The sequence below is a fragment of the Paraburkholderia sp. BR10936 genome, from assembly GCF_040965735.1.
Taxonomy (GTDB): Bacteria; Pseudomonadota; Gammaproteobacteria; order Burkholderiales; family Burkholderiaceae; genus Paraburkholderia; species Paraburkholderia nodosa_A.
The window spans coordinates 223,330-244,002 of record NZ_JBFRCM010000011.1; the positions used below are offsets into that span (position 1 = coordinate 223,330).

17 protein-coding genes are annotated in these 20,673 nt (G+C 65.5%); 5 read left to right on the forward strand and 12 right to left on the reverse strand.

Going from position 1 to position 20,673, the window contains the following annotated elements:
- Window positions 1-29: 29 nt before the first annotated feature.
- Window positions 30-2,426 (reverse strand): TonB-dependent receptor, encoded by a 2,397-nt coding sequence (locus AB4Y36_RS23245; RefSeq protein ID WP_368684202.1) that lies wholly within the window; start codon window positions 2,424-2,426, stop codon window positions 30-32.
- A 101-nt stretch (window positions 2,427-2,527) separates the two neighbouring features.
- Complete coding sequence (locus AB4Y36_RS23250; RefSeq protein WP_368684203.1) at window positions 2,528-2,899, reverse strand: DUF2946 domain-containing protein; 372 nt, start codon at window positions 2,897-2,899, stop codon at window positions 2,528-2,530.
- A gap of 373 nt (window positions 2,900-3,272) precedes the next feature.
- Between AB4Y36_RS23250 and AB4Y36_RS23255 the strand changes: the two genes are divergently transcribed.
- Both AB4Y36_RS23255 and AB4Y36_RS23260 read left to right on the forward strand, forming a co-directional pair.
- On the forward strand, window positions 3,273-3,863 hold the full coding sequence (locus AB4Y36_RS23255) for a YSC84-related protein (RefSeq protein ID WP_069261939.1): 591 nt from the start codon (window positions 3,273-3,275) through the stop codon (window positions 3,861-3,863).
- A gap of 45 nt (window positions 3,864-3,908) precedes the next feature.
- A complete protein-coding gene (locus AB4Y36_RS23260; protein ID WP_368684204.1) occupies window positions 3,909-4,346 on the forward strand; it encodes an acyl-CoA thioesterase in 438 nt (145 codons plus the stop codon).
- Between the two features lie 14 nt (window positions 4,347-4,360).
- On the opposite strand, the gene surE is transcribed toward AB4Y36_RS23260, so the two are convergent.
- Window positions 4,361-5,149, reverse strand: coding sequence for a 5'/3'-nucleotidase SurE (gene surE, locus AB4Y36_RS23265; RefSeq protein ID WP_069261937.1), 789 nt, complete (start codon window positions 5,147-5,149; stop codon window positions 4,361-4,363).
- 157 nt (window positions 5,150-5,306) lie between these two features.
- Between surE and ydiK the strand changes: the two genes are divergently transcribed.
- Both ydiK and AB4Y36_RS23275 read left to right on the forward strand, forming a co-directional pair.
- Window positions 5,307-6,404, forward strand: coding sequence for an AI-2E family transporter YdiK (ydiK, locus tag AB4Y36_RS23270; RefSeq protein WP_368606857.1), 1,098 nt, complete (start codon window positions 5,307-5,309; stop codon window positions 6,402-6,404).
- Window positions 6,405-6,603: 199 nt separating this feature from the next.
- Window positions 6,604-9,294, forward strand: coding sequence for an ATP-dependent Clp protease ATP-binding subunit (locus AB4Y36_RS23275; protein WP_368684205.1), 2,691 nt, complete (start codon window positions 6,604-6,606; stop codon window positions 9,292-9,294).
- Window positions 9,295-9,331: 37 nt separating this feature from the next.
- Here the strand turns inward: AB4Y36_RS23275 and AB4Y36_RS23280 are convergent, their stop codons facing one another.
- The 9 genes from AB4Y36_RS23280 to AB4Y36_RS23320 form a co-directional block, all read right to left on the reverse strand.
- The gene (locus AB4Y36_RS23280) at window positions 9,332-10,567 is read right to left on the reverse strand and encodes a type II toxin-antitoxin system HipA family toxin (protein ID WP_368684206.1); all 1,236 of its coding nucleotides are present in this window, start codon (window positions 10,565-10,567) and stop codon (window positions 9,332-9,334) included.
- Window positions 10,564-10,851, reverse strand: a complete 288-nt coding sequence (locus AB4Y36_RS23285) for a helix-turn-helix domain-containing protein (protein WP_368684207.1) — start codon at window positions 10,849-10,851, stop codon at window positions 10,564-10,566. The genes AB4Y36_RS23280 and AB4Y36_RS23285 overlap by 4 nt, the downstream gene beginning before the upstream one ends.
- Window positions 10,852-11,056: 205 nt before the next feature.
- Entirely contained in the window at window positions 11,057-12,694 is a 1,638-nt protein-coding gene (locus AB4Y36_RS23290; protein WP_368684208.1) for an AMP-binding protein, read from the reverse strand.
- 52 nt (window positions 12,695-12,746) lie between these two features.
- On the reverse strand, window positions 12,747-13,163 hold the full coding sequence (locus tag AB4Y36_RS23295; RefSeq protein WP_368684209.1) for a RidA family protein: 417 nt from the start codon (window positions 13,161-13,163) through the stop codon (window positions 12,747-12,749).
- A gap of 41 nt (window positions 13,164-13,204) precedes the next feature.
- A complete protein-coding gene (locus AB4Y36_RS23300) occupies window positions 13,205-14,392 on the reverse strand; it encodes an acyl-CoA dehydrogenase family protein (protein ID WP_368684210.1) in 1,188 nt (395 codons plus the stop codon).
- Window position 14,393: 1 nt separating this feature from the next.
- Window positions 14,394-15,248 (reverse strand): enoyl-CoA hydratase family protein, encoded by an 855-nt coding sequence (locus AB4Y36_RS23305; RefSeq protein ID WP_342946098.1) that lies wholly within the window; start codon window positions 15,246-15,248, stop codon window positions 14,394-14,396.
- A gap of 35 nt (window positions 15,249-15,283) precedes the next feature.
- Window positions 15,284-15,847 carry a MarR family winged helix-turn-helix transcriptional regulator gene (locus AB4Y36_RS23310; protein WP_069261929.1) on the reverse strand — a complete coding sequence of 188 codons (564 nt, stop codon included), beginning with the start codon at window positions 15,845-15,847 and terminating at the stop codon, window positions 15,284-15,286.
- On the reverse strand, window positions 15,844-16,623 hold the full coding sequence (locus AB4Y36_RS23315; protein WP_368684211.1) for an SDR family NAD(P)-dependent oxidoreductase: 780 nt from the start codon (window positions 16,621-16,623) through the stop codon (window positions 15,844-15,846). Before AB4Y36_RS23315 ends, AB4Y36_RS23310 begins: the two co-directional genes overlap by 4 nt.
- Before the next feature lie 2 nt (window positions 16,624-16,625).
- Window positions 16,626-18,986: a bifunctional salicylyl-CoA 5-hydroxylase/oxidoreductase gene (locus tag AB4Y36_RS23320; protein ID WP_368684212.1), complete on the reverse strand. Its 2,361-nt coding sequence runs from the start codon at window positions 18,984-18,986 to the stop codon at window positions 16,626-16,628.
- A gap of 578 nt (window positions 18,987-19,564) precedes the next feature.
- On the opposite strand from AB4Y36_RS23320, the gene opgC reads away from it, so the two are divergent.
- Complete coding sequence (opgC, locus tag AB4Y36_RS23325) at window positions 19,565-20,653, forward strand: OpgC domain-containing protein (protein WP_069261926.1); 1,089 nt, start codon at window positions 19,565-19,567, stop codon at window positions 20,651-20,653.
- Window positions 20,654-20,673: the final 20 nt, after the last annotated feature.

Genomic DNA, 20,673 nt, shown 5'->3' on the forward strand with positions numbered 1-20,673 from the left:
CATGGATGATTCAAACGAAAACGAGCCGCTCAAATGCCGAGCTTCGCTTCGAGGTAGTAGGTACGGCCGGGATACGGGTGATAGACGAAGTAGCGCGCGTCGAACAGGTTGTCGATGCCCACGCCTATCTCGCTCTTCTTCGTCGGCCGGAAGGTGTACTTCACGTCGGCGACCGTGTAGGTGCTCGTGCCGCCGAATACGTTCGGGTTCGTGTCCGTATTCGTGAGCGTGTTGTACTGGCGCCCCGAGTAGCGCGCGGCGAGCGTGAGCGCGGAGCGCGCGTCGAACCGGTAGGTCGCGACGAGATTCGCGCGCCACAGCGGAATGCGATAGAAGTACTTGCCGACGCTCGCCGGATTCTGCGCGTTCTCCAGGATCTTCGACTGCGTATAGGCCACGCTCGCCGCGAGATCGAGCCCGCGCACGATGACGTCTTCTCCCTGATAGCTCGTTTCCACGCCGCGCGAGCGCACCTTGCCGATGTTCTGGAAGTTCGTGACGTTCGGAATGACCGTCGTATCGGTCTGGCTAAAGATCGTGTTCTTTACGTCGTCCTGAAAGAGCGTCAGGCGGAACAGGCCGTTCCAGTGCGCCCATTCGGCGCTCAGTTCCTTCGAGAGATCGTCCTCGGGGCGCAGGTTCGGATTGTTGTTGACGATGGACGAGCCGTTCACCTGCCCCTGGAACAACTCGCTCACAGTCGGGAAGCGGTAGGCGCGCGCAATCGATGCACGCAGCGTGAGGTCGTCGGTCACGTCGAACGAGAGCGAAGCTTTCGGCGACAAGTGATGGTCGCCCGCGTTCGCATAAGGCACGTTCACACTGCCGAGCGCCTGATAGCCGTCGAAGGCGCGCCAGTTCTCGTAGCGCACGCCGTACACGAGCTTCCAGCGTGGCAGGAAGCGCCAGGCGTCCTGTGCATAGAGCGCCTGCATTTCGGTCTTGCCCGCGAAGGCGTTGGCGAAACTGTTCGCACCGCCGTCGCGCCACGCGAGCGTGTTGTACGTGCGGTTGTCGAGCGCGTAATCGTCGTAGTGATAGCCGAAGGTGAGCCAGTGGGCGGCGAGTCCGGCGTCGGGTGTGGCCGGCGTCCACGTCGTCTTGAGGTCGAGCGTCTTCCAGCCGGTGCCGTCGCCGAGCGTCATGACGCCGGGGCCGTTGCCGGGTCCGCCGGCATTCGCCGTGCGCCCCACGCTGTTGCTTACGTCGTAGTACGAAGCAACGGCTTCCGCATTCCAGCCGGTGGCCTGATGCGTGCGCAGTGTGGCACCGTAGAGCCAGTTTTCGCTCCAGCCCCGGCTCGGCGCGAACGCGGCGGCGGGAATGGTGTACTCGTAGCCATTGATCGATACCTTGCCGCTGTACACGGGGTTGCCGTTCGCATCGTAAAGGAAGGTCGAGGTGGCGTTGTTATAGGTCTGATGCCAGTAGCCGAGCGTCACGCCGCCTTGCACGGTGGGCGTGAAGTCGTACTGCATGCGCAGCTTGAACTGGTCCTGCACCGTGTGCTGCATGCCTTCGCCGTTCACGCCGAGCACGACCGTGGGCGTGTTGGTCTGGTTGTTGTAGAAGTACGCGCCACGCACGGGCACGTCGCCCGGTTGCGCGGGCTTCGTCGACTGCGCAAGCGTGGCGAACTGCAGGGGCTGGCTCGTGTTCTCCAGGTGGTTCACGCCAAGCAGATACGAGAACTTGCCGATGCGGTCGCCGATCGAAGCGCTCATCTCGCTGCCGTTGAAGTTCTGGTTTACGCCGAAGAGGCTGAAATGCTGGGTGAACGCCTTTACGTCCGCGGTCGCTTCGAACGCCTTCGGCATGCGCGTGGTGATGAGCACAGTGGCGCCGAGCGAGTTGCCGGGATAGAGCGCGGAATACGGCCCGTAGATCACATCCACTTGCTGGATCTGGTCGGGGAACACCATCGACCAGCGTGGCGGAAAACTGTAACTGTTGCCGAGCAGGTTCGAGAGCAGCAGGCCGTCGGCATAGACGAGACCGCGCGCGCTTTGCGTATTGCTCGTGCCGCGCACGGCGATGATCGAGTTCAGATCGCCCACGTAGCGCTTGCGTACGGCGAGATTGGGCAGGTACTTGAGCACGTCCTCCGTGTTGACGACGTTCCAGTTCGCGAACTGCGCGGGCGTGACGGTTTCCACCGTCGCGGGCAGGTTGGGGTCGACGGCGGGCGCCGCGGCGCTGCCACCGGAGGCGCTGACCGTGACGGTGGGCAGCGTGGTGGCCGAGGCGGCATCGGCGGCTTGCGCCTCGGCAGCATGGGCTGCATGAAAGACGATGGGTGCAACGAGAGGCAGCGGCAAGACGCGCGGCAGCATGGCGAGCGCGAGGCGCCCGGCATGCCGCAGCGCGCGCGGCGTTGCGCGTTCGCGCGAGCGAACGCCAGCGCCACGCGTGGTGAGCGTGGACATGAAATGCTTTCCTGGAAACGGGAATCGAGCAGTCGCGCGTGTCGTGCGTGCTCGTTGGGCACGCGATCAGATCGCGGTCGACCGGCCGGTAAAGGCGTAACTCAGGAAAGGACGGGTGGGGCGCGCGGCCTGCCCGAAGGGAAGGCGCCTAAGGGGAGGTCGTGGGTGACGGGCGGCGCGATCGTCTCGCGGGCGAGCACGAGGGCGGCAAGCGGAGCGGGCGTGGCGACCGAAGCCATCGCCACATGATGCTCGAGCAGATGGCAGTAGCCGCAAGCGCCGAATGCGTCGTCGTGCGAAAGATGCGGCGCGCTACCGGACTGCACCGGCTGCACGGCCGAGCAGAGCGTGGCGTCCGGCTCATGCGCGTGCTGCGCGGCGACGAGCTGGCTCACGAGCGGCGCAAGCACGATGAGCCACATGGCGACGAGGCCAAGCCATGCGGTCAGCAGTGAATGCTTGCGTGAATTCATGAGAATGAGAATGATTGCGCGGCGGAGTCTAACACGGCCTTTCGCGTTTGCGCACGCGCGCCCGCGGCCCTGAGGATGGCAATAAGCGCGGTGAGATGTCGCGTCCGTCGACGCCGTTGCGTGGCATCGAAACGCCCGCGGCTGGGGATTTCCTTACCTCTTCGCGCGAACTCGATGCCCGCTGCATGGTCCTATACCCCCAAGGATGAGCGGTCATGGCCGCCGCGGGCGGCCGGTGCCCACGCGCCGGATTGCGGGTTTGCCCCGGCGACGGCCATGCGCGCTATCCTGTAGCGCTTTGCGCACGGCCCGGATGTCCACGATCGGGCCGGCGCGGGCACCCGAAGCCCCATTTGCACAGGAAAACCACGCAATGCGCCGACGTCAATTTCTTCTCAGCTCCAGCGCCGCTCTCGCCGCCAGCGGCCTCGCGCTTGCCGGCTGCACGACCACGCCGCTCGGCACGCAGAACAGCGCCTCGCAAAACACGGCGAAGCGCAATTCGATCGACGCAGGCGTCGACGCCACGCTCTCGCGCCTCTTCAGCACGGTGAGCGGGTCGCAGGAGCTGGTCTCGAAGGCGAGCGGCGTGCTCGTCTTTCCGCAGGTGCTTTCGGCAGGTTTCTGGATCGGCGGTCAGTACGGGACCGGCGCGCTGCGCGTGGATGGCCGCACGACGGGCTACTACAGCACCATTGCGGGCTCGTTCGGCCTGCAGATCGGCGCGCAGTCCAAAGCCATCATCTTTGCGTTCATGAACCCGGTCGCGCTCAACGATTTCACGAGCAGCCAGGGGTGGTCGGCAGGCGCAGACGCCACGGTTGCGCTCGTCACGGTGGGCGCGAACGGCAATGTCGATACCTCGACCGCGACGAGCCCCGTGGAAGCGTTCGTGCTGACCAACGCGGGCCTCATGGCCGGGGTGTCGCTGGAAGGCGTGAAGGTGTCGCGGCTCGTCATTTGACGCTGCCGCGCGCAGTGACGAGTTGGCATGAAAGGAGACACACGCATGGCGATGCCCACGTACCGCCGCAAACACAAGATTCACTTCTCGGAGTGCGATCCCGCCGGGATCGTGTTCTATCCGCAGTATTTCGTCCTCTTCAACGATCTCGTCGAATCGTGGATCGACGAGTTGTTGCCGCAGGAGGGCTATCACGGCGTGATAGGCGCTCGCCGCGTGGGCATGCCGACCGTGCGGCTCGAAGTGGATTTCAAGGCGGTCAGCAAGATGGGCGACGAGGTCTGGCTCTCGCTCGACGTCGAGCGCCTGGGCGGCGCGTCGCTCACGCTCGCGTGGGCCTGCACGGGCGTGGACGGCGTGCTGCGCATGGCGGCACGCCAGACCATCGTGACCACCTCGCTCGACACTCACAAGTCGATTGGCATTCCTGATGACATTCGCGATGCGATCGCGCGGGCGATGACGGCCGCCGCGCGCGATTGATCATTGGACCACGTTCAGGCGGCAGCGCCGAGTGCCGCTTGCAACGTGACAAACGTTTTTTCGTCGGTGCGTTCGAAATGCAGCGGCGTGACCGAAACGCGGCCGGAGTTCACCACGGCCGTTTCGCTGTCGGGCCCGTTTTCGCGCGGGCCGCGATTGAAGCGCAGCCAGTGGTAGTCCATGCCACGCGGGTCGATCTGCGGCACGACGTCGATGCCCTGCACGAGCCCGACGCCCTGGCGCGTGACCGTGAGCGGGCCTGCGGCGCTGGCGTCGATATCGGGAAAATTCACGTTCAGGCAGACCGGCGCGTCATGCGCGACGGCGGCGAGGCGGCGAATCACGTCCGGCGCGAGCGCGCGGGCGGTGTCCCAGCGCACCCGCTCGCGGTCGCGGAAGGTCTGGCTCAAGGCGATGGACGGCAGGCCGAGCAACAGGCCCGTCATGGCTGCGCCCACCGTGCCCGAGAACATCGTCTCCACGCCGAGGTTGCCGCCGCGGTTGATGCCCGAGAGCACGAGCGAAGGGCGCACGTCGCCCATCAGCTGGCGCACCGCCATCACCACGCAATCGCCGGGCGTGCCGAGCACCCCGAAGCGCCGCGCGCCGCGCCGGCTCACGCGCAGCGGCGTATGCAGGCTGATCGAGTGCGAGGTGCCGCTCTGGTCGTGCTCGGGAGCGACGACCCAGACTTCGTGCGCGAGGTCGGCGGCCACGGCTTCGAGTACGGCGAGGCCGGGCGCATCGATGCCGTCGTCGTTGGTGAGGAGCACGCAGGGCAGTTTCGTATCGGTTGCGGTCATGGCTGGCTCTTCTTCGTGGCAAGGTCGGGGGAAAGGGGCATTATTCCAGAGTGCGTTCCGTGCTGCCGTGCGGGACTTTTGAAACGGATTCGTAGCCTATCCGATATAGACTAGCGCGTCGGCGCCATGAGGCGCGCCCTGCATCGAGGAGAAGTACGTGAAGCCGCAAGCCCTGCCGGACCTGGCCCGCATCCTGTTCGTTGTTGCCATACTCTGCGCGCTGACGATCGGCAGCCTCTATGTCATGCGCCCGTTCCTCCCGGGGCTGATCTGGGCCACGACCATCGTCGTCGCGACCTGGCCCGCCATGAAAGCCATCGAGAGGCGCTGCGGCAACCGCCGCTGGCTCGCCACGCTCGTCATGCTGCTGATCCTTCTGGTCGTGATCGTGCTGCCGCTCTATGAAGCCATCTCGACGCTCGCGGTGCACGGCGGCGAGATCATGGAGCTGATCCGCAAATTGCCCGACTATGCGTTGACCGCGCCGCCGCAGTGGGTCAGCGACATTCCCGTGGTTGGCTCGCGCATTGCCGCCAAGTGGCAGGAGTTTTCGGACGCCGGCCCCGGCGGTCTGCTCGCGCAGCTCGAACCGTACGTTTCGATCGCGGCGCACTGGTTGATCGGCCACGCCGCTTCGGTGGGCGTGTTCGTCATGCACATGTTCATCACCGTCATCATCACGGGCATTCTGTACAGCAACGGCGAGCAGGCCGCCGACTATGTCACGCGCTTCGCCATTCGCGTGGCTCCCGCTTATGGCGAGCAGGCCGTCAAGCTCGCGGGCGCTTCTGTCCGCGCAGTGGCGCTCGGCATCGTCGTGACGGCGGTCCTGCAGTCGGCGCTGGGCGGCATCGGTCTGTGGGTGGCGGGTGTGCCGGGCGCGGGCGTGCTCACGGCCGTGATGCTCATGCTGTGTCTCGCGCAGATCGGCCCGACGTTGCCGCTACTCGGCGGCGTGATCTGGCTGTTCGTGCACGACGCGCATGTCACGGCGATCCTGCTCGCGGTGTGGTCGGTGATGGTCGCCATGCTCGACAACCTCGTGCGTCCGGTGCTGATCCGGCGCGGCGTCAATCTGCCGATGCTGCTCATTCTCTCCGGCGTGCTCGGCGGCCTGTTCGCCTTCGGCATCGTCGGGCTCTTCATCGGGCCGGTGATCCTCGCCGTTTCGTCCACCTTGCTGAGCGCCTGGATACGCGACCCGGCGGCGCAAGCCCACGGGGCGTCCAGTTCGGCCGCCCATCAGGACGTTTGACGCCGCGCACCCAACACCATCGATTAGCAAACGTCTCCTCTTGCCGACGCGCAGTTCGATTCGACGTTACGATGACGTCTGAACTTCGCTTCGGCATTCGTTAGAGCATTTATGCGGCGCTCGCGTGGGCATGCCTCGTGCCGTTCCTGGTCGCGGGCAGCGCACCGCGCGCACCGCGCATCGCTTCCAAGGAGACGAAATGGCTCAGTTCAACTGCGATATCTGCGGCGTGCGCCCCGCGACGGTGCGGGTCGCCGTGTTGCAGGACGGCAGGCGGCGCTTTCTCGATGTCTGCGACTATCACTACGCGCAACTCACGCGGCATCAACGGACCTTGAGCCCGCTGGAGGCGCTGTTTCGCGCCTCGCAGCAGGGTGACGGCACGGACGATGCGGGCGGCCCGGCGGCTGAACCTACGCCACAGGCCATGGAAGCGGGCGACGGCGCCATCGTCGAACGCTATTTCAGCGACGTGGCGCGTGAATTGCTCCAGCGCGCGGCGGAGCGGGCGGTGCAGTTCGGGCGGCGCGAAGTCGACACCGAGCATCTGCTTTACGAACTCGCGGGCAACGACGCGGGCGCGGCGATCCTCAAGCGCCTCGGCATTCAGCCCGACGATGTGCGCGCGTTCATCGACGCCAACGCGCAAAAGCGCGAAGGCGCGCCCGCGCGGGAGGACGGCCGTATCGGCGTCTCCCCGCGCCTGAAGGGCGCGCTCGACCGTGCGTTTCTCGTCTCGCGCGAACTGGGTCACAGCTACGTCGCGCCCGAGCATCTGCTCTTCGGGCTCACGCAGGTGCCGGAAAGTTTTGCGGGCCATCTGCTGGGCCGCTACGGCGTCACGCCCCAGAAGGTGTTGCAGCGGCTCGTGGAGGCCCAGGGCGACAAACGCGAGCGACCCGCCGCGAAGGGGCCGAGCGCGACGCCGCAGCTCGACCAATACAGCCGCGATCTCACCGCGCTCGCGAGCGAGGGCAAGCTCGACCCCGTGATCGGCCGTTCGAGCGAGATCGAGACCGTGGTGGAAGTGCTCGCGCGCCGGCGCAAGAACAATCCGGTGCTGATCGGCGAACCGGGGGTGGGGAAGACCGCGATCGCCGAAGGCCTCGCGCAACGCATGCTCAACGGCGACGTGCCCGAATCGCTGCGCGGGCGGCGCCTCGTCGAGCTGAACGTCAACGGGCTGATCGCGGGCGCGAAGTATCGCGGCGAATTCGAAGAGCGCGTGAAAGGCGTGATGGAGGAAATCTCGGCGCAGCGCGAAAGCCTCGTGCTCTTCATCGACGAAGTGCACATGATCGTCGGCGCGGGCCAGGGCGGCGGCGAGGGCGGGCTCGACATCGCCAATGTCTTCAAGCCCGCGATGGCGCGCGGCGAACTGAACCTGATCGGCGCCACGACGCTCTCCGAGTACCAGAAGTACATCGAGAAGGACGCGGCGCTCGAGCGGCGCTTTCAGCCCGTGTTCGTCTCCGAGCCCAGCGTCGATCAGACGATCAACATCCTGCGCGGCTTGCGCGACAAGCTCGAGGTGCATCACCACGTCACCATTCGCGACGACGCGCTGGTTTCGGCGGCCGAGCTCTCGGACCGCTACGTGATGGGGCGCTTCCTGCCCGACAAGGCGATCGATCTCGTCGACCAGGCGGCGGCACGCGTGCATCTTTCGGCCACCTCGCGACCTGCGGCGATCCTCGAACTCGAGGCGGAGCTGGCGCAATTGCGGCGCGAGCAGGACTACGCGGCGACGCGCAAAAATTTCGAGCGCGCCCATACGCTGGACGAGCCGATCGCCGACAAGGAAAAGGCGCTCACGCAGGCCACCAACGACTGGAAAGGTCAGCTCGGCACCGTGACCTCGGACGTGACGAGCGAAGACGTCGCGGAGATCGTCTCGAAGCTCACGGGCGTGCCGGTCACGCAATTGACCGCCGAGGAGCGCACGCGGCTGCTCGAAATGGAAGCGCGGCTGCATGAGCGTGTGATCGGGCAGGAACAGGCCATCGTCGCGGTCAGCGACGCGGTGCGCCGTTCGCGCGCCGGGCTGCGGCGCGGCCGGCGGCCCACGGCAGTCTTCCTGTTCCTCGGGCCGACCGGCGTGGGCAAGACGGAGCTTGCGAAGGCGCTGGCCGAAGTGGTGTTCGGCGACGAAGACGCCATCGTGCGCATCGACATGAGCGAGTACATGGAGCGCCACGCGGTGTCGCGGCTGATCGGCTCGCCGCCGGGTTACGTCGGCTATGACGAAGGCGGCCAGTTGACCGAGAAGGTGCGCCGCCGACCCTATTGCGTGATCCTGCTCGACGAAATCGAGAAAGCACACGCCGACGTCTACAACGTGCTGCTGCAGGTGTTCGACGACGGCCGGCTTACCGACGGCAAGGGGCGCGTGGTCGACTTCAGCAATACGGTCGTGATCGCGACGAGCAATCTCGGCTCCGACCTGGTCTCCGGGCAAAAGCGCTCGGGGCCGGGGTTTTTGTCGAGCGCAGAAGGGTCGATGCAAGGCGCGGTGATGGGCGAGTTGCGCCAGCATTTCCGGCCCGAGTTCCTGAATCGCATCGACGAGATCATCATGTTCCAGCCGCTCACGAGCGACGAGCTGCGCTCGATCGTGCGGCTGCAGCTCGAACAGGTCCGGCGGATGGCACACAGCCAGGACATCGACCTGACGTTCGACGACAGCGTGATCGATTACCTCGCGGCGGAGGGATATCGGCCGGAATTCGGCGCGCGCGAGTTGAAGCGCAAGATGCAGCAGGCGGTGGAGAACGAGCTGGCGAAGGAAATGCTCAAGGGCGGCGTGAAAGAGGGCGCCAAAGTCATATGCCGTTACGACGCGGCGGGCAAACGCATGGCATTCGCGTTGCAGGGGGCGGCCGCAAGCTGATGCAGTTGGCCGGGCGGCGTTGCCCGTGCTCGCGCGCCTAACGCACCAGCTTCGGGCGCGAGACGGGTTTGACGCCCGGACGTTCGACGGCCCGCCGGATCCTGGCGAGCAGGTCGCCCTCGTGGAATCGCCGGTCCTGCGCAAAACGCTCGGCGACCGTGAGATAGGCGCCGTGCAGGCGGCTCATGATTTCCTCGCCTTCGGACTGCCGCAGGCCGAGGCGCCGGGCGAAGGCATGGAGTTCCGCCGGCAGCGGGAACGTCTTGCTCCGGTTGAGGCTGAGCGCCATACGCCCATCGAGATCCGGATAGATGTCCGTGCAGACCACGTCGAACACCGGAGCGAGCCGGCGCGGTCCGGTCGGATCGATATAAAGGATTCCCAGGTTCTTCATGTGGGCGTCGCCGTCGCGCAACAGGCACGAGAGGGCGATGCGCTCGAACAGGCGGCGTTTCTGCGCCGGGTCCGATCGTGTATAGATGTCCACGGCCTTGGCGATCATCTCGTAGCTGCCCTCGTATTTCGCCTTGCCGGTGAGCACGCTCATGTCTTCGAATCCGATGGGCGTGCCGTCCGCCTCGCGGTCGAAGCGTGACATGACGAAGAGTTTGCCGTCTTCGGAAAGCCAGAAGTCGGGGACTTCGAGCGCGGCCTCTTTCGCCACCGACATGCAGAAGTATTCGTTGCGCGCGAGCCCGGGGAAGTCGTCGCCTTCGGCCTTCACGATCACCGTGCGCAGGGGCAGCGCCGTGTGTTCGGCGGGGCGCGGGGCGTTTTCTGCGGCGAGCGGGACGACCGCCTTCGGCTGCACGCCGGAGATGCCCGAGCCGAGTGCATAGCGGTCGATCAGGCGCTCGAACAGCCGGCCCGACGGCGAGGAAAGCAATTCGTCCAGACGTTCGCCGTCGCTCTGCGGCACCCGCTCTCCCGGCACGGAATAGGTGAGCCGCCCGATTTGATTGGTGCCGGCGAGAAAGAGCAGAAACATGTCGCTCGGCGCACCGTAACGCGCGAGCCGTTCCTCGATGACGAAACGCAGGTAGCCCTCGGGCCGGTTCATCGCGAAGATGCCCATCAGGTCGCCGCTCGCGTAACTCTGGCGCCGCACGGGCATGGTGAGTGATACGGCGGCCATGTCGGGCGCGTCGCCGTAATTGAAGACGAAGCGGCTCTCGCGCGCCAGCAGACCGCTCGGTCCCTGCGGCGTATGGACTTCCAGGTTGCGGATTTCGCGCAGGAGCCGCTCGAGGTCGAATGAGGCGCCGGCAGTCATTCGTCGTCCCTGAATATGTCGTTCAGGTCCTCGAGGATGACGGTATCCATGGGGCGAAGCACGACTTCATAGCCGAGCGCGTTCACGAGCCGGCAGAGTTCGCGTACGCCGACGTTGCCTGCGTGTTCGGCGTTCGTGACGGTGCGACGGGCGACGCCGGCCTGCTCCGCCAAGGCCTGTTGGGTCAGCTTGCGCTCGCGGCGCGTCGCGCGCAGGCCTTCTGCCAGGCGCTCGGCGTTGGAAATCGAGAGGTTCGCGGGATTTTTGCGCATCATAGTGCGCATTATAGGTCGTTATCCAGCAGCTTGCGCAGAATTCTGCGCATCCAATCAATCGGGATTCGTGGCGGAAAATGCGCGCAATTTTGCGCAAGATGGTGGATAAAACGCCGATATGCGCAATATCGTGCGCATATCGGCGTTTCAGGGGTCAATGCGTGTTCGTTGAAGATTCAACAGTTTGCGTTGTATTTTTCCGCTAGGGGCCGCTTCACATCGACCGCAGCGCCGAGCGCTTGAGCTTGCCGGTCTCGGTGCGCGGCAATGCGTCGATAAAGGCGATCAGGCGCGGATATTTGTACGCCGCCACCGCGTTCTTCACGAAGTTCTGCAACTCGGCGACCAGGGCGTCGCCGGCGCTGAAGCCCGGGCGCAAGACGACGAACGCCTTCACCACCTGGCCACGCACTTCGTCGGGCACGCCCGTTACGCCGCACTCGGCCACGGCGGGGTGCTGCATGAGCACCGTCTCGACTTCGGGACCCGCGATGTTGTAGCCCGACGAAACGATCATGTCGTCGGAGCGGGCCTGGTAGAACACATAGCCGTCGGCGTCGATGGATACGGCGTCGCCGGGCAGATTCCAGCCGCCGCGCACGAACACGGCCTGGCGTTCGTCGGCGAGATAGCGGCAGCCGGTCGGGCCGCGCACGGCCAGATTGCCCGTCACGCCGGGCGCCACCGGCTGCAGGTCATTGTCCAGCGCCTGCACGACGTAGCCCGGCACCGCGCGGCCGATCGAGCCGGGGCGCACATCGGCGCCGGCGGACGACACGAAAATATGAATCAGTTCCGTGCCGCCAATGCCGTCGATCATCTCGATGCCCGTCGCGTCGCGCCATAGATCGCGCGTGGCCTGCGGCAGCGCTTCTCCGGCGGACACCGTCTTGCGCAGGCTGGCCAGGTCGTACTGCGTGACGAGCGCCGCCATCTGCCGGTAGAACGTGGGCGCGGTGAAGACGATCGTCGCGTGAAAACGCTGGATCGTGTCGAGCAGCAGCGCCGGCGTGAGCTTTTCGATCAGCACCGTCGACGCGCCGACGCGCAGCGGAAAACACAGCAGCCCGCCCAGCCCGAATGTGAACGCGAGCGGCGGCGTGCCGCAGAACACGTCCTCGGCCGTGGGCTTCAGAATGTGGCGCGGGAACAGGTCGCACATGGCGATCACGTCGCGGTGAAAGTGCATGCAGCCCTTGGGCATGCCCGTCGTACCGCTCGTGAAGGCAATCAGGCAGACGTCGTCGCTGGCCGTGTCGCAGGCCGTGAAGTCGGCGGGCTTGTCTGCCGCGAGCGCTTCCAGCGTGCCCGGCGCGGTGTCGTGAAAGTAGCAGACCTGCTTGATGCTTTCGCAAAAGAACTCGTCGGCGGAGTCCATGCAGCGCGCGAGCTCTTCAGTGAGCCGCACGTCGCACAGCGCCGCGCAAACCTGCGCCTTGTCTGCGATCTGCTTGAGTTCCTTTGCACGCAAGAGCGGCATGGTGGGAATCACCACGAGCCCCGCCTTGAGCGACGCGAGAAACGCCACCGCCATTTGCAATGTGTTCGGCCCGCGTAACAGGACGCGGTTGCCCGGCTTCAGTCCCATGTCTTCCACCAGCACGCGGGCGCTGCGATTGACGAGCGCGAGCAGTTCGGCGTACGTGGTGGCTTGTGGCTTGCCATCGATATCCGACCAGATGGCCGGGCGTTCGCCGTGTCCCGCCTCGATCGCGCGGTCAAGCAACTCGACCGCGCAATTCATGCGCGCAGGGTAGGCAACATCGGGATTGTCGAGCAGCATGTCGGGCCACTGCGACTCGGGCGGCAGATGATCGCGTGCGAACGTATCGACATGGGCGGTGGGTTGCATGGCGTCTCCGGCTGTCTGTATGAGCTGATCGTGCTGTTGCGCGGGCGCCGGTCTACTGGCGCGAGAGACGCGCGTCGTCGGGAATCACGGCCGTCGCTTCGATTTCCACTTTGGCGTCGTCTTCCATGAGGGCCACCACCTGCACCGCGCTCATGGCGATGTCGTAGTCGCCGATCAGCTCGCGAAACGCAGCGCCAATTTCCTTCAGCGATGCCAGGTACTCCTTCTTGTCGGTGACGTACCAGGTCATGCGCACGAGGTGCTCGGGCTTGCCGCCCGCGGTTTCGAGAACGGCAACGATATTGCGTAGCGCCTGCACGGCCTGGGCGCCGAATTCGCGGCTCGTGAAGCGCGCGTTCTCGTCCCAGCCGATCTGGCCGGCGATATAGACCTGCGTGCCGGCAGCGGCGACGCCGTTGGCATAACCGCGTGGCTTGACCCAGCCTGCGGGAAGAAGGGCTCGTTTCATGTTTCGTCCGGTTCCGTAGTGAAGCGTCGCGCAGCAGGCGCTTACGCGGCGTTGTATGCCTTGAGCAAGTCACGCCCGACAATGAGCTGCTGCACCTCGGTCGCGCCTTCGTAAATGCGCAGCGAGCGAATCTCGCGGTAGAGCGACTCGACGATGTTGCCGCTTTGCACGCCCATGCCGCCCCAAAGCTGCACGGCCGCATCGATCACCTGCTGCGCGCCTTCGCTTGCATGCCACTTCGCCATGGCGGCTTCGCGCGTCACGCTTTCGCCCTGGTCGCGCAGCCACGCCGCGCGATAGACGAGCAGGGCGCTGCTGTCGATGGTGAGCGCCATCTGCGCGAGTTTTGCCTGGGTCAGCTGAAAATCGCCGAGCGTCTGGCCGAACATCTTGCGCGAAGCGGCGCGCGCGAGCCCTTCGGCCATCGCGCGGCGTGCGAAGCCGAGCGAAGCCGCGGCGACCGAGGTGCGGAAAATATCGAGTGTGCGCATGGCGATCTTGAAGCCTTCCCCCGGCGCGCCGAGCATCTGGCTGCGCTTCACGCGCGCGCCGGTAAAGCGCAGGCGCGCGAGCGGATGCGGCGCGATCACGTCGATGCGTTCGGCGATTTCGAGCCCCGGTGTGTCGGCATCGACCACGAACGCGCTGATGCCGCGCGAGCCCGGCGCCTCGCCGCTGCGGGCGAATACCACGTAGAAGTCGGCGATGCCGCCGTTCGAGATCCATGTTTTTTCGCCGTCGAGCACGTAGTCGTCGCCCTCGGCGCGTGCGGCGAGCGCCATCGCGGCGACGTCGGAGCCTGCTTCGGGCTCGGAGAGCGCAAACGCGGCGATCGCCTCGCCGCGCGCGACGCGTGGCAGATAGCGCGACTTTTGCGCTTCGTTGCCAGCCAGCGAGATCGCGCCGGAACCGAGGCCCTGCATGGCGAGCGCGAAGTCGGCGAGACCCGAGTGTTTCGCGAGCGTTTCGCGCAGCAGGCAGACGGCGCGCGTGTCGATCGTGTCGCCATGGCCGCCATAAGCGGTGCCGCCCACGCCGTAGCGTAGCCAGCCGGCTTCGCCCAGCTTGCGCACGAGCGCGCGGCAGGTCGCATCGACGTCGTCGTGCGGCACGTGCACGAGATGCTCACGCGCCCATGCTTCGATTCCCGCGCCGAGCGCGCGATGGCGATCTTCGAAGAACGGCCACGCGAGTGCGTCGTGGAGATTCGTTTCAACGGCAGCGTTCAATTCAATCCCCTTCGAAAACCGGGCGCGTTTTGGCCGCGAACGCCTCATAGGCGCGGCCGAAATCGCGCGTGGCCATGCAGATCGCCTGCGCCTGCGCTTCGGACTCGATGGCCTCGTCGATGCTCATGGTCCATTCCTGATGCAGCATCGTCTTGGTGATGCCGTGCGCAAAGGTCGGACCGGAGGCGAGATCGGCGGCGAGTTTCTGTGCATCGGCGAGCAGCATTTCGGGCTCGCAAATGCGGTTGTAGAAGCCCCATGCGTGGCCTTCTTCTCCGCTCGCGGAGCGGCCCGTATAAAGCAGCTCGGCCGCGCGGCCCTGACCGATGATGCGTGGCAGGATCGCGCACGCGCCCATGTCGCAGCCCGCGAGCCCCACGCGCGTGAAAAGGAACGCGAGCTTGCTGCGCGCGGTGGCGTAGCGCATGTCGGAGGCCATGGCGAGAATCGCGCCCGCTCCGGCGCAGACGCCGTCCACGGCGGCGATGATCGGCTGCGGGCAGTGGCGCATGGCTTTCACGAGGTCGCCGGTCATGCGCGTGAACATCAGCAGTTCGGGCATCGGCAGATCGATGAGCGGCGCGATGATGTCGTGAACGTCGCCGCCCGAGCAGAAGTTTTCGCCCGCGCCATGCAGCACGATGGCCTTCACGTCCGTCGCATAGGCGAGCTGGCGAAACAGATCGCGTAGTTCCGCATACGATTCGAACGTGAGCGGATTCTTGCGTTCGGGGCGGTTCAGCGTGATGCTTGCGACGCGGCCTTGAACCGACCAGCCGAAATGTTGCGCCTCATAACCGGCAAGCGTGACGCGGTTGCCCGCGAAGAGCGCTTCGGCGCTGGAACGTGTCGTCAAGATATGTCTCCCGGATCTTTGCAATTTCAGTGTGATCAGCTTTCGAGCCCGTTGCGCAGATGCTGTTTGAGCTTGCCGAGCCGCTCGTGCATCTTCGACTTCTCGTCGAGCGAGAGGCCGCCGAACAGTTCCACCACCCATTGCTCGTGCGCGGCCGCCATGCGGTCGAACAGGGCGCGGCCCTCGGGCGTGAGGCGCACCACGAAGGCGCGCCGGTCGTCGGGGGCGACGTCGCGCACGACGAGGCCTTCCTTTTCGAGCTGATCGGTAATGCCCGTGACGTTGCCGCCCGTCACCATCAGGCGGCGCGAGAGTTCCGTCATGCGCAGACCTTCGGGGTGGCGCTCGAGCTGCGCCATCAGGTCGAAGCGCGGCAGCGTCGTGTCGAACTCGACGCGCAGGCGGCGGCGCAATTCGGCCTGCACGAGGTTCGTCGTGGTGAGCAGGCGCAGCCACAGGCGCAGGCCCATGTGGCTGTCGGCGCCCGTGCTCATTTCCATGTCGACGACATTCTCCGCCGGCTTTTCGACGCCCTTGCGCGGCGCTTTCGTTGCGGCCTTCGCGGTGGCGTTCTTGCGCGTGGATGCGGGCGATGTCATGTGATTTCTCCACCGGAAACGGATAGGGACTGGCCCGTGATCGCGGACGATCCAGGCGCGCAAAGCCACAGCACGGCGTTGGCGACTTCTTCCGGCGTGACGAAACGCTTCTGCGGGTTGTGGCGCACGAGAATGCTGCGCGCCTCGGCTTCGCTGCGCGAAGTCTTGCGCGTGATCTGCTCGAGCGACGCCTGCAGCAGTTCCGTTTCCGTATAGCCGGGGCACACGGCGTTCACGGTTACGCCCTGGGTGGCCACTTCGAGCGCAAGCGCGCGCGTCAAGCCGATCACGCCATGTTTCGAGGCGCAATAGGCGGCGACATACGGATAGCCGACCTGGCCCGCCGTGCTCGCGACATTGACGATGCGTCCGGCCTTGCGCGCGAGCATGCCGGGCAGCACCGCGCGCGTGCACAGAAACGCGCCCGTGAGATTCACGTCGAGCATGCGCTTCCACAGCGCGAGGTCGGTTTGCGTGAACGGCGCGGCCTGAGCCTGGCCCGCGTTGTTCACGAGGATATCGACGGCGCCGAGCGATTGCGCCGCATGCACGAACGCGGCGTTTACGGCGTCTTCGTCGGTGATATCGACGCTCACGCAAGCCACGTTCTCGCCGCCGCCGAGCGCGGCACGCTGGGCGTCGAGCCGCGTGGCGTCACGGCCCATCAGTGTGACGCGCGCACCGGCATGCAGGAGCGCGGCGGCAGTCGCCGCGCCGATGCCGCTGCCGCCGCCGGTCACGACGGCATGACGATCGTTCAGGATTGCCTGGTTCATGCTCACACGGTTCCTTCGGCGCGTTGCGCACGCTCGATCGGCGACAGGCCGGCCGCGGCTGCCGCTGCGGCGCGTTCGCGCTCGATGTTGCGTTCGAGTTGGGTCTTGGCCGCCATGTACTGGTTCGGCCACTTGATGTCGAGATAGCCGATGCGCGCCGCTTCAGTGAGCGTCCACGAGGGGTTGGCCAGGTGCGGCCGCGCCACGGCGCACAGGTCGGCGCGACCGGCAGCGATGATGCCGTTCACGTGATCCGCTTCGGAAATCGCCCCGACGGCGATCGTCGCGATGCCCGCTTCGTTGCGGATGCGGTCGGCGAAAGGCGTCTGGAACATGCGGCCGAAGACGGGTTTTTCTTCCTTGCTCACCTGGCCCGACGAAACGTCGATCATGTCCGCGCCTGCCGCCTTGAACGCGCGCGCGATTTCGATGGCGTCGTCGGGGGTGTTGCCGCCTTCCACCCAGTCGTGTGCCGAGACGCGTACTGAAATGGGCTTGTTTTCCGGCCAGACCGCGCGCATCGCCTTGAAAACCTCGAGCGGATAACGCAGCCGGTTTTCGATCGATCCGCCGAACTCGTCGGTGCGCTGGTTCGTGAGCGGCGAGAGGAAGCTGGAAAGCAGATAGCCGTGCGCGCAGTGCAATTCGAGCCAGTCGAAGCCCGCTTCGTCTGCCATTTGCGTGGCTTGGACGAATTGCGCCTCGATGTCGCGCAGTTCCTGGGTGCTCGCTTCATGCGACCACTGGCTCACACCGCGCAGATATTGCTGCGGCGAAGCGGAGACGAGCGGCCAGTTGCCGTCGTCGAGCGGCTGGTCGATGCCTTCCCATGCCACGCGCGTCGAGCCCTTGGCGCCGGAATGGCCGAGCTGCATGCCGATTTTCGCGTCCGAGTTCGCATGCACGAAATCGACGATGCGCTTCCACGCCTGCAGATGCTCGGGCGCATACATGCCGGGGCACGCGGGCGTGATGCGGGCCTCGGGGGAGACGCAGGTCATTTCGGTCATCACGAGCGCGGCGCCGCCCATGGCGCGCGCGCCCAGATGCATGAGGTGATAGTCGCCGGCCACGCCGTCATGGGCGGAGTACTGCGCCATCGGCGAGACGATCACGCGGTTTTTCAACGTCACGCCACGCACCGTATAAGGCGTGAACATGGGCGGCACGGCGCGCGGCTCGCCACCCGCGCGTTGCGCGAGCCACGTTTCGAAGCCGGACAGATAATGCGCGTCGCGCTCGCGCAGATTCTCGTGCGAGATGCGCTGCGAGCGCGTGAGCAGCGAATAGGCGAACTGCTCCGGATCGAACTTCGCGTAGCGGTCCACGTGCTCGAACCACTCCGTGGAATTGCGCGCGGCGTTCTGAATGCGCAGGACGTCCACGCTACGCACGTTCGTGTAGTGCGTGAGCGCCGCGCGCAGATCGCCGGGATGCGCTTGCATGCTGTTGGCGAGTTCGATCGCGTCTTCGAGCGCGAGCTTCGTGCCTGAGCCGATCGAGAAGTGCGCGGTGTGCGCCGCGTCGCCCATCAGCACGACAGGCGTTTGCTTACCGTCGGCCGCGGTTTTCCAGTGCACCCATTCGCGATTGACCACGCGTGGAAAGCGGATCCATTGCGACGAGCCGCGCATGTGCGACGCGTTCGAGCGCAGCGCGTGGCCGTCGAGATAACGCGCGAACAGCTTCTCGCAGAACGCGATGCTGTCTTCCTTGCTCATGGTGTCGAGGCCGGCTGCGCGCCACACCTGATCGGGCGTTTCGACGATGAACGTCGACGTGTTGTCGTCGAAGCGGTAGGCGTGCGCCTGGAACCAGCCCCATTCGGTTTCTTCGAACGCGAACGTGAACGCGTCGAAGAGTTTCGATGTGCCGAGCCAGACGAAGCGGCAGTTGCGCAAATCGATATCCGGCTGATACGTGGCGGCGTACTTCTGGCGCGTGGCGCTGTTCAGGCCGTCGCTCGCAATGATGAGGTCCGCGTGGGCGACGTCGTCGTCGGTGATCTGCGATTCGAACACGAGCTTCACGCCGAGCGCCTCGCAGCGCGCCTGCAAAATGTTGAGCAGACGCTTGCGGCCAATGCCGCAGAAGCCATGGCCCGACGAGCGGATTGCGCTGCCGCGAAAGTGAATCTTGATGTCGTCCCAATGATTGAAGGCGTCGAGAATTTCGTCCGCGCTTTCGGGGTCGGCCGCGCGCAGGTTGCCCAGCGTCTGGTCCGAGAACACGACGCCCCAGCCGAACGTGTCGTACGGACGGTTCCGTTCGATTACGGCGATTTCGTAGTCGGGGTGACGGCGCTTCATCAAAAGGCCGAAATAGAGGCCTGCGGGCCCGCCACCCATGCAAACAATGCGCATGCTCGCTCCTTCGTTCAGTCTGCAAGGTCAATGTAGGTTCAGTTACTTTAGGTGTCAAGTAATTTGCGAGCGAGGGCGGGATGACCCTGGGCGCGGCGGCGAAACATCTGAATATTTGTGGAACCCTTGGTGCGGCGCGGCGTCAACTCGCCAATGACGCAAGCAAAGGGAACACGCAGGCTTTCGTGCGCCTTTCCACGAGACGCGACGGCCCAAATGCCGCGACGGTGCAGACGCCGGGACGCCATAGGATGTGGCACCAGAAACGGGCGGACGCCGATTCCGTGTGCATGGCGCGCACCGTCCGGGGCTGCGCGCGCGACTGCGTGCAACCGTGAAGCGGGCGAAATGCTTACCATGGGTTACGCAGGCCCATTGCGCGTGGAGCTGGCATTAAAGTCGCTTGGTGAGGCGGCGCTCCGGCGCAGCCTTTTACGGAACCCTTTCATGCGTTGCGCGTGTGGCCATGAATCGATCAGGCATCCTTACAAAAATAGCCGTAAAGCTGACAGCTTCATCGAATCGAAGTCGCGCACCCCTTCAATCGTAATCTTCGACACGAACGGGAGTCGTCACCCATGAGTCAGACAGCGAAGCGATCGATCGAAATCGACTTTTTCCGGGGTTTCGCTTTGATTTCCATCGCGCTCGATCACATTCCTTCCAGCGTGCTTTCGCATGCGATGCTGCACAACTTCGCGTTCTGCGACTCCGCGGAAGTGTTCGTGTTCGTGAGCGGCTATGTATGCGCGGCGAGTTGGCTCGCCATTGCCGGACGCAAGGGCGAGGGCGCGGCCAACCGGCGCTTCTGGCGTCGCGGGCGCGAGATCTACGCCGCCTACCTGTGCACCGCTGCGCTCATGCTGCTGTCGGGCGCCGCCGCGGTAACGATGCGGGTGGATTCGCCGCTGGTCGCAGAGTCGGGTTATCTGCGCTTCGCCGCGCAGCCGTTCACGATGCTCGCCAATATCGCGGTGTTTCGCGACCAGCCGTATCTGGCCGGCGTCTTGCCCATGTACATCGTGCTCGTGATGCTCCTGCCATTCGTGATGCCGCTTGCGCGCCGCTCGCCCGATCTCGTGCTCGTGGGCAGCTTCGTGCTGTGGTTTGGCGGGTGCTGGCTCGTGGGGTATTTGCCTACCGCGCCCGGCGCCATCTGGCCGTTCAACCCGTTTGCCTGGCAGGCCATGTTCATGCTGGGGCTGCTGTGCCGCATCTATCCGGTGTCGCGTGCGTTCCAGGTCTCCTGGACGGGCCGCGCGTTGACAGCGTTCGCGCTGGTGCTCGTCGCCACGTTCGCGTTCATCCAGTTGTTCGCCGATCTGGACCCTCAGCCTGGCTACATGAAGCAGAATCTCGCGAGCGTGCGCATCGTGAACTTCGCCGCCGTGGCGTGGCTCGCCGCGCAGGCGGTGCGCAAGGGCTGGATAGCGTGGCTTGCGCAGCGGCTGCCGGCCGTCGTCACCGTGGGGCAGCAGGGCCTCGTCTGTTTCGTGGGGGGCGCGGTGGCTTCGAACGTCATCGACACGCTGCTGCGTGCAACGCATGTCACCGCTTCGTTGCCCGCACGGCTCGCGGGCGACGTGCTCGCGGTCGGCGCATTGCTCGCGCTCGCGGGTGGCATGCGGCGCCTGAAAGCGGTACGGCCGCGCGTCGCGCTTACGTGAAGCGCGACGGCAACGATTCA

Bases quoted from the DNA above. Each gene is read 5' to 3' on its own strand.
- AB4Y36_RS23245 (WP_368684202.1), bottom strand. From the start codon at position 2,426: ATGTCCACGCTCACCACGCGTGGCGCTGGCGTTCGCTCGCGCGAACGC.
- AB4Y36_RS23250 (WP_368684203.1), bottom strand. From the start codon at position 2,899: ATGAATTCACGCAAGCATTCACTGCTGACCGCATGGCTTGGCCTCGTC.
- AB4Y36_RS23255 (WP_069261939.1), top strand. From the start codon at position 3,273: ATGCGCCGACGTCAATTTCTTCTCAGCTCCAGCGCCGCTCTCGCCGCC.
- AB4Y36_RS23260 (WP_368684204.1), top strand. From the start codon at position 3,909: ATGGCGATGCCCACGTACCGCCGCAAACACAAGATTCACTTCTCGGAG.
- surE (WP_069261937.1), bottom strand. From the start codon at position 5,149: ATGACCGCAACCGATACGAAACTGCCCTGCGTGCTCCTCACCAACGAC.
- AB4Y36_RS23275 (WP_368684205.1), top strand. From the start codon at position 6,604: ATGGCTCAGTTCAACTGCGATATCTGCGGCGTGCGCCCCGCGACGGTG.
- AB4Y36_RS23280 (WP_368684206.1), bottom strand. From the start codon at position 10,567: ATGACTGCCGGCGCCTCATTCGACCTCGAGCGGCTCCTGCGCGAAATC.
- AB4Y36_RS23285 (WP_368684207.1), bottom strand. From the start codon at position 10,851: ATGCGCACTATGATGCGCAAAAATCCCGCGAACCTCTCGATTTCCAAC.
- AB4Y36_RS23290 (WP_368684208.1), bottom strand. From the start codon at position 12,694: ATGCAACCCACCGCCCATGTCGATACGTTCGCACGCGATCATCTGCCG.
- AB4Y36_RS23295 (WP_368684209.1), bottom strand. From the start codon at position 13,163: ATGAAACGAGCCCTTCTTCCCGCAGGCTGGGTCAAGCCACGCGGTTAT.
- AB4Y36_RS23310 (WP_069261929.1), bottom strand. From the start codon at position 15,847: ATGACATCGCCCGCATCCACGCGCAAGAACGCCACCGCGAAGGCCGCA.
- AB4Y36_RS23315 (WP_368684211.1), bottom strand. From the start codon at position 16,623: ATGAACCAGGCAATCCTGAACGATCGTCATGCCGTCGTGACCGGCGGC.
- AB4Y36_RS23320 (WP_368684212.1), bottom strand. From the start codon at position 18,986: ATGCGCATTGTTTGCATGGGTGGCGGGCCCGCAGGCCTCTATTTCGGC.
- opgC (WP_069261926.1), top strand. From the start codon at position 19,565: ATGAGTCAGACAGCGAAGCGATCGATCGAAATCGACTTTTTCCGGGGT.